This window comes from Haliea sp. (genome assembly GCF_040222615.1).
Classification (GTDB): Bacteria; Pseudomonadota; Gammaproteobacteria; order Pseudomonadales; family Halieaceae; genus Haliea.
The window spans coordinates 1-7,158 of sequence record NZ_JAVKCQ010000153.1 but is presented as its reverse complement, the minus strand read 5'-3'; the positions used below and the strand labels follow the sequence as shown (position 1 = coordinate 7,158).

At 65.2% G+C, this 7,158-nt stretch carries 6 protein-coding genes; 5 read left to right on the top strand and 1 reads right to left on the bottom strand.

What is annotated here, in order from left to right:
- A partial coding sequence (locus RJQ10_RS12555; RefSeq protein WP_350147086.1) for an HNH endonuclease signature motif containing protein occupies positions 1 to 367 on the top strand: 367 nt, incomplete at its 5' end.
- 56 nt (positions 368 to 423) lie between these two features.
- On the opposite strand, the gene RJQ10_RS12550 is transcribed toward RJQ10_RS12555, so the two are convergent.
- A complete protein-coding gene (locus RJQ10_RS12550; RefSeq protein ID WP_350147084.1) occupies positions 424 to 2,292 on the bottom strand; it encodes an N-acyl-D-amino-acid deacylase family protein in 1,869 nt (622 codons plus the stop codon).
- Positions 2,293 to 2,515: 223 nt separating this feature from the next.
- On the opposite strand from RJQ10_RS12550, the gene RJQ10_RS12545 reads away from it, so the two are divergent.
- The 4 genes from RJQ10_RS12545 to RJQ10_RS12530 are packed head-to-tail and all read left to right on the top strand — an operon-like array spanning position 2,516 to position 7,051.
- Positions 2,516 to 2,959, top strand: a complete 444-nt coding sequence (locus tag RJQ10_RS12545) for a MarR family winged helix-turn-helix transcriptional regulator (RefSeq protein WP_350147082.1) — start codon at positions 2,516 to 2,518, stop codon at positions 2,957 to 2,959.
- 7 nt (positions 2,960 to 2,966) lie between these two features.
- Positions 2,967 to 4,034, top strand: coding sequence for an HlyD family secretion protein (locus tag RJQ10_RS12540; RefSeq protein ID WP_350147080.1), 1,068 nt, complete (start codon positions 2,967 to 2,969; stop codon positions 4,032 to 4,034).
- The gene (locus RJQ10_RS12535) at positions 4,031 to 5,539 is read left to right on the top strand and encodes an MDR family MFS transporter (RefSeq protein ID WP_350147078.1); all 1,509 of its coding nucleotides are present in this window, start codon (positions 4,031 to 4,033) and stop codon (positions 5,537 to 5,539) included. The genes RJQ10_RS12540 and RJQ10_RS12535 overlap by 4 nt, the downstream gene beginning before the upstream one ends.
- A gap of 21 nt (positions 5,540 to 5,560) precedes the next feature.
- Complete coding sequence (locus RJQ10_RS12530; protein ID WP_350147076.1) at positions 5,561 to 7,051, top strand: protein adenylyltransferase SelO; 1,491 nt, start codon at positions 5,561 to 5,563, stop codon at positions 7,049 to 7,051.
- The last annotated feature ends 107 nt before the right edge of the window (positions 7,052 to 7,158 follow it).

Here is a 7,158-nt window from a genome sequence, read left to right as displayed (position 1 = left end):
ACACTTTGAGGACAAACCGTGGCTGTCGCCGGCCACCGCCCGGCGGATCAGTTGCGATGCCTCGCTGGTGACGGTGCTGGAGGATGATGCCGGCAAGGTGCTGAACGTGGGCAGGAAGTCACGGATTGTGCCGGAACGCATCCGCCGCGCCCTGCGCGAGCGGGACGGGGTCTGCCAGTATCCCGGCTGCCAGGAATCGGAGTACGTCGAAGCCCATCATATCCGGCACTGGGCCGAGGGTGGGGAAACGCGGCTGGACAACCTGGTGACCCTGTGCCGGTTCCATCACCGGCAGTTGCACCGCGGGTGCTTCGACATTCGTCTCAATGGCGACTCCGCGGAGATCTCGGCGCCAGCAGAATTTTAAAGGCAGCGGACTCCGACCGATTGGCGGTGATCCCTGAGGTTGGGCACAGACTTGAGTCAGGCCGCGCGCAGAGCCCGCCCCAGGGACCTGCTGCCCAGCACTGCGGTAAAGTCGCCCTGCTGCCACACCGGTTCACCGTTAATCAGCACATGGGTCACCACACCGTCCGAACGATTCACCATCTGCCGGTGATCAAACAGGTCGCGGTGGATCAGGGCGCGATGCTCGTTGCTATCCCAGCCCTTGAGCGCCTCCGGGTCAACCAGGGTGATATCCGCCTGGGCGCCGATCTCCAGGCTGCCCACGTCGAGACCGAAGAATTCGGCGGGCTCCCGGGTCATGCGCCGCACCATCGTGGCGACGGTCTCCAGGCCCTCTGCCTGCGCCAGCTTCAGTGACATCAGATTGGCGTCGAAGAAGGCCATGTTGGTGATGTGGGCGCCGGAATCATTGAAGCCGGGCAGCGCGTTGGGGTGCAACAGGTAGCCCAGGGTTGCCTCCTTGTCCGTATTGCCGACATCGACATACCAGCGGAAGGATTTGTCATACTCGCGCAGCAGGTGCAGCATGAAGTCTGCTTCATCGGCGGTGGGCCTGGGGAACGCGGCCAGCGCCGTGCGCTCCTCCTCCGAGCGGGCCGCCCCAGCCTGACCGCCCTGGAACCGCTGCAGCCGTTCCATGACCTGCTGCATGGACTCACCATTCCACTCGGCGACGGGCGCACCGTCGAATATCATCAGCTCCAGGTCACGGATCACAATCTTGTCCGGCAGCCCCAGTTTCGCCTTCAGGGTTGCCAGGTTGCGCCCCCTGCGGCCGTGAAACCAGTCGCGGCGAAATGCCTCGATGAAAGCCGGGTCGTTGAGCAGGGCCCGGCGGCCCTCCACATCGTCGTACTCCAGGGCGATGAGTTCGCAGGTCGAGTCCAGTTCCTCGAAAATAGGACTGACAATGCCATCGGCCCAGATCCGGAAATTGGTACCCAGGGCCTGGAAGTGGATACGCCCCTTCAGCAGCGCGCTGTTGACCAGGCGCGCCACACCGAGAAAGGCGTTCGAGGCTTTTGGCGCCAGCACGAATTTCATCACCGACAGCGCGGAAGTCTTCAGCGGGCTGCCGAACAGGCGGCCGCTGCTGAGGAAGAAATACAGCAGTCCCTTCACCCTGTTCTCAATAATCGGCGTGGTCTGCCAGACCCGGTCATGCCGGCGGACCACACCCAGCAGGCGCCTCAGCTCCCCGAAGCTGGCGAACTGGGTCGGGATACGCTGATCGGTGTGCGGGGCATTGGCCAGGTAGTGGAAGGGCAGCCCGTCGGTGCTCAAACCCAGATAGCCCTGGGCCATTGCCTGTTCCAGTAGTCGCTCCATTTCCCGCAACTCGGCCTCGGTGGGATCGCGACTGATGCTGTCCTTGAGGCCCATCACCTCGACCCGCAACATGGAGTGGGGCACGAAGGCACCGATGTTGGGCCCCAGCGGCAGCGTGTCGAAGTGGTCCATGTAATCACCGGTATTGTCCCAGGTGATGGTTTCCACGCATTTGCCCAGCACCTTCTTGGGGATGTTTTCCACCCGGGTGAAGCAGTCCACGATCGGGTTCTGTTCGCCCTCCAGCTGCTGGCCAAAGCAGGTGCCGAGGCTGCAGTTGCCCACCAGCACCGTGGTGGTGCCATGGCGTACCACCTCGGGCAGGCGCGGGTCCAGGTCCACTTCCAGGTCGAGGTGGGTGTGGATATCCAGCAGTCCCGGCATCAGCCACTGGCCTGATCCGTCAATAACCCGGACAGCCTCGGCCCGCGGCAACCCCGCCCCGCGGGCTGCGATCCTGCCCCCGCGAATGGCGATGTCCACCGCCTGTGGCGCGTCGCCGCTGCCGTCAAAGACCAGTGCGTCGGTAATCAGGGTATCCCAGGTCGTGCTCATGCTGTGCTGGCTCCGTGCCCGGTGGCGTTGGGCTGTCGTTATCGGTAGCGTCAATCTGCCATTGGCGGGCGGTGCAGTAAAGGGCAGCGGTTCCGCGGCGTTGGTCCGGTTGCAGGAGCCCGCACCACAGGCGGGATACTTGAACCGCTACCGGGCTCACTGTGCTTGCATAACTCATAAGCATACTTATAATAAGTCCATCTATGAACAGCGGGAGCCAACCGTGAGCCGCGCGCGCAATGACGCCACCGACCAGCTCAGTTTCGAACTGCACACCGCCGCGCGGCTGCTGCGGCGCAACTATGATCGCCGCGCCCGGGCCCACGGCCTCACCCGCTCCAAATGGCAGGTGCTGTGGTCGCTGTCGCGGGAGCAGGGGGCAAAGCAGGCGGAGCTTGCCGAACGGCTGGACGTGGCGCCCATCAGCCTCACCCGCCAGCTCGACATCCTCGAGCAGGAAGGGCTGATCGAGCGCCGGCGAGACGAACAGGATCGGCGCTGCTTCCGCATTTACCTGACCGAAGCGGCGCAGCCGGCCCTCTCCACGTTGCGGCACTTGGCTGAATTGACCCGCGCCGAGGCCCTGGCCGGACTCGACCACGATGAGATCCTGCTGCTGAAGTCACTGTTGGAACGAATTCGCCTGAACCTGGTTCGCGAGGAGTAGACCTACCATGTCACAGCTAATGCAAAGACGCCTGCTGATGGGCCTGGGCCTGGTAGTGGGGGGCCTGACGGTCGCCTGGTTCACGCTCGGCGGCCAGGGCAGCATCAGCACCGAGAACGCCTACGTCAAGGCCAACAAGCTGGCCCTGTCCAGTGAAGTGAATGCCATCGTCAAGTCGGTGCTCGTGCAAGCCAACCAGCCCGTCGAGGCGGGCCAGCTGCTGGTGCAGCTGGAAGACCAGCCGTTCCAGCTCGCCGTCGCCGAGGCCGAGGCCCACCTGTCCCAGGTACAGAACCAGATCATGACGCGGCGGGCGGAATACGCCGAAGTGGAAGCCGAAATTCGCCAGGCGGAGGAAGACGCCGCCTACTACCAGCGCCAGCTGCTACGCAACCAGCGCATGGGCCCCTCTGCCATATCCGAGGCGGATCTCGATGAGTCACGGCAGCGCCTGGCGCACTCCCAGGCCCAGATTGCCATCAATCGGCAGAAGCTCGCAGGCCTGCGCGCTGCCCTGGGCGGCAACCCCGAACTGCCGCTCGCAGCCCAGGCCGATATCCAGGTAGCGCAGGCCCAGCTGGACCGTGCGCGCTATCAGTTGTCGCGCACCCGCATCGTCGCGCCGGCGGCGGGCACGGTGACCAACGATGTGCCGCAGCTGGGTGAAATGACCGTGGCGGGCTTCGCCGTGGTCAACCTGATGGCGACCGACGATATCTGGATCGAAGCCAACCTGAAAGAAACCCAGCTCACCCACGTGCGCCCCGGCCAGGCGGCGGAAGTGACCATCGACGCCTACCCCGGGCAGACCCTGCGCGCCCGGGTGGAAACCCTGAGCCCCGCCAGCGGCTCGGAGTTCGCCCTCATCCCGGCACAGAATGCCAGCGGCAACTGGGTCAAGGTCGTGCAACGCATTCCCGTGCGCCTGCGCCTGGAAAGCCTGCCGGAAGATGCCGTGCTGCGTGCCGGCATGAGCGCCGGGGTTCGCATCGTCACCGAATCCCCGAACCCGGTGGCCAGCAAGCAGGTGGCGCTGGCATCTGCTGCTGACCAGGTGGCTGCCCAGCCCCTGTGAGCGCGCGCAGCATAGCACCGTGGATGGTGGCCGCCAGCGTCATGCCGGCCACCATCATCCAGGTCGTCGACACCACCATCGCCAACGTCGCCCTGCCCCACATGCAGGGCAGCCTAGGCGCGGGCAGCGACCAGGTGATCTGGATTCTCACCTCCTACATCGTCACCGCCGCGATCATGACCCTGCCTGTTGGCTACATGGCCCAGCGCTTCGGCCGACGCTCGGTACTGCTCTGGTCCGTAGCCGGTTTCACCCTCGCCTCCATGCTCTGTGGGCAGGCGACAAGCCTCAACGAAATGGTCATGTGGCGCATTATCCAGGGAGCCTGCGGGGCCTCTCTTGCACCGCTGTCCCAATCCATTCTGCTGGACACCTTCCCCAAAGAAAAACACGCTTCGGCCATGAGCATCTGGGGCATGGGCATCATGATTGGGCCTATTCTCGGCCCGACCCTGGGGGGCTGGCTGACCGACACCTACTCCTGGCGCTATGTCTTTTACATCAATGTGCCGCTGGGGGTCGCCTCCCTCATCGGCATCTACTGGTGCGTGCCGAAAACCGCCCCCGTGCGGAAACGCTTCGACCTGCTGGGATTCGGACTGCTGGCAGTCGCCGTCGGCGCACTGCAGTTGTTGCTGGACCGCGGCGAGCACGTACTCTGGTTCGAATCACTGGAAATACAGCTGTACGCTGTCATGATCTGCCTCGCTCTGTACCTGTTCACCACACACACCCTCACCAGTGATCGGCGCTTTGTCTCACCCGCGCTCTTTCGCGACCGCAACTATGTCACCGGCGTACTGTTCATCTTTCTGGTGGGCATCGTGCTGCTGGCGACCATGGCCCTGCTGCCACCCTTCCTGCAGATCTGGAAAGGCTACCCGGCGGTCACCACCGGGCTGGTGCTGATGCCGAGAGGAGTAGGTACCATGCTGGGCATGATGGTGGTCGCACGGCTCATGCAGCGCTTCGACCCGCGCCTGCTGATCATCGTCGGCATGTGCACTGCCAGCCTGACCCTGGCGGAGATGGCCCGCTTCACGATGGAAGTGGGGCAGACGACGCTGGCAATGACCGGCTTCGTGCAGGGGCTGGGACTGGGGCTGGTGTTCATTCCAACAACCACACTGGCCTACGCCACGCTGGCACCGCACTTGCGCGATGAGGGGGCAGCGCTGTTCAGCCTGTCGCGAAATCTCGGCAGCAGTATCGGCGTATCCCTGATCATGGCATTATTGAGCCGCAATATGTGGATCAACCAGCAGGAGCTGGCGGCGCGGCTGAACCCGGGCCTGAGGCTGCCGCAGGGCCTGGATGACCCCGACACCGTCGCGGCATTACCCGGCGAGCTGATTGCCACCGTGACCCGGCAGGCGGCGGAAATCGCCTACGTCAACGACTTCTACCTGCTGATGTGGGTAAACCTGGCTGCGATACCCCTGGTGCTGCTGCTGCGCGTCCCGAAACACACCCGTCAGACCGGCACCGCAGCCGCCGAGGCCTGATACCCGGAGGGAGTACCGCCCATGACCCACAGCGGCGCCACACCCGCGCTCGAACACAGTTTTGCCGATCTGCCGGAGCGCTTCTACCGTGCCCTGGCACCGACCCCGGTCGCGGCGCCCGGCCCCATACGGGTGAACCGCGCTCTGGCCAAGAGCCTGGGCCTGGACGCCGACTGGCTGGCCTCGGAGGCTGGCACCGCCTGGCTCGCGGGCAACACCGTCGCGCCGAACTCCCGTCCGCTGGCCGCCGCCTACGCCGGCCACCAGTTCGGCAGCTTCAACCCGCAGCTGGGTGACGGTCGCGCGATCCTGCTGGGAGAGCTGCACTGGGACGACGGCAGGCGTATGGACCTGCAGCTCAAGGGCGCCGGCCGCACCGCCTGGTCCCGGGGCGGCGACGGCCGATCGCCGCTGGGCCCGGTGCTGCGGGAGTACATCGTCAGCGAGGCCATGGCGACCCTGGGCGTGCCCAGCACCCGCGCCCTGGCAGCGGTCAGCACTGGCGAACCGGTATTTCGTGAGCGCTCACTACCCGGCGCGGTCCTGGCCCGCGTCGCTGCCAGCCATCTCCGCATCGGCAGCTTCGAATTCTTTGCCGCACGCAAGGACAAGGAGGCTCTGGAGATCCTGGTCCGCTACACGCTGGAGCGCCACTACCCGGAGCAGGCCGAGGGCGAAAACCCGGCCCTGGCCCTGCTTGAATCGGCCATCCGGTCCCAGGCTTCGCTGATCTCACGCTGGCAGCTGCTGGGCTTCATCCACGGAGTGATGAACACCGATAACATGCTGTTGTCCGGCGAAACCATCGACTACGGCCCCTGTGCCTTCATGGACGCCTTCAACCCGGACACCGTGTTCAGCTCCATCGACCACGCGGGCCGCTATGCCTATCGCAACCAGCCCGGCATCGCCCACTGGAACCTGGCCTGCCTGGCCCAGGCGCTGGTACCGGTATTGCACGAGGACACCGAGCAGGCCGTCGCCCTGGCCCAGGCCGCGGTGGATACCTACGGCGACCAGTTCCTTGAGGCCCACACCGAGGGCCTCAAGGCCAAGCTGGGGCTGGCAGAGGACCGCCCCGAAGACGCCGCACTGATTGAGGACCTGTACACCCTGATGGCCAACGAGGCGGTGGACTTTACCCTGACCTTCCGCCGCCTGGCGGACCTCGCCAGCCCGGACACCGCCGGCAACCAGGACTGCAGCGAACTCTATCCCCTGCCCCCAAGCTTCGACCCATGGCTGGCGCGCTGGCGGCAGCGTATCGCAGCCGAACCTGTCGATTCGCAGGAACGACAAGCGGCGATGTATCGCGCCAGTCCCATCTTCATTCCGCGCAACCACCTGGTGGAAGCCGCCATCGCCGCGGCGACGGATCGGGGCGACTTCGCCCCCTTCCATGCCCTCGTCGACCGTCTGGCGGACCCCTGGACCTGGCGCCCCGAAGACCGCGACTTTGCCCTGCCGCCCGCGCCGGAGCAGCAGGTTCACCAGACTTTCTGCGGCACCTGAGCGAGCCACAATAGCCAGAATCTCGCGATGAGGCGCTGGTCGTTGCGCGCTTCCCGGGACCGTCCGAGACATGGATGTCGAGGCCGAGCGTCCATGGATGGAGTTGC

Coding starts and splice junctions, on each gene's coding strand:
- RJQ10_RS12550 (WP_350147084.1), bottom strand. CDS start 2,292: ATGAGCACGACCTGGGATACCCTGATTACCGACGCACTGGTCTTTGAC.
- RJQ10_RS12540 (WP_350147080.1), top strand. CDS start 2,967: ATGTCACAGCTAATGCAAAGACGCCTGCTGATGGGCCTGGGCCTGGTA.
- RJQ10_RS12530 (WP_350147076.1), top strand. CDS start 5,561: ATGACCCACAGCGGCGCCACACCCGCGCTCGAACACAGTTTTGCCGAT.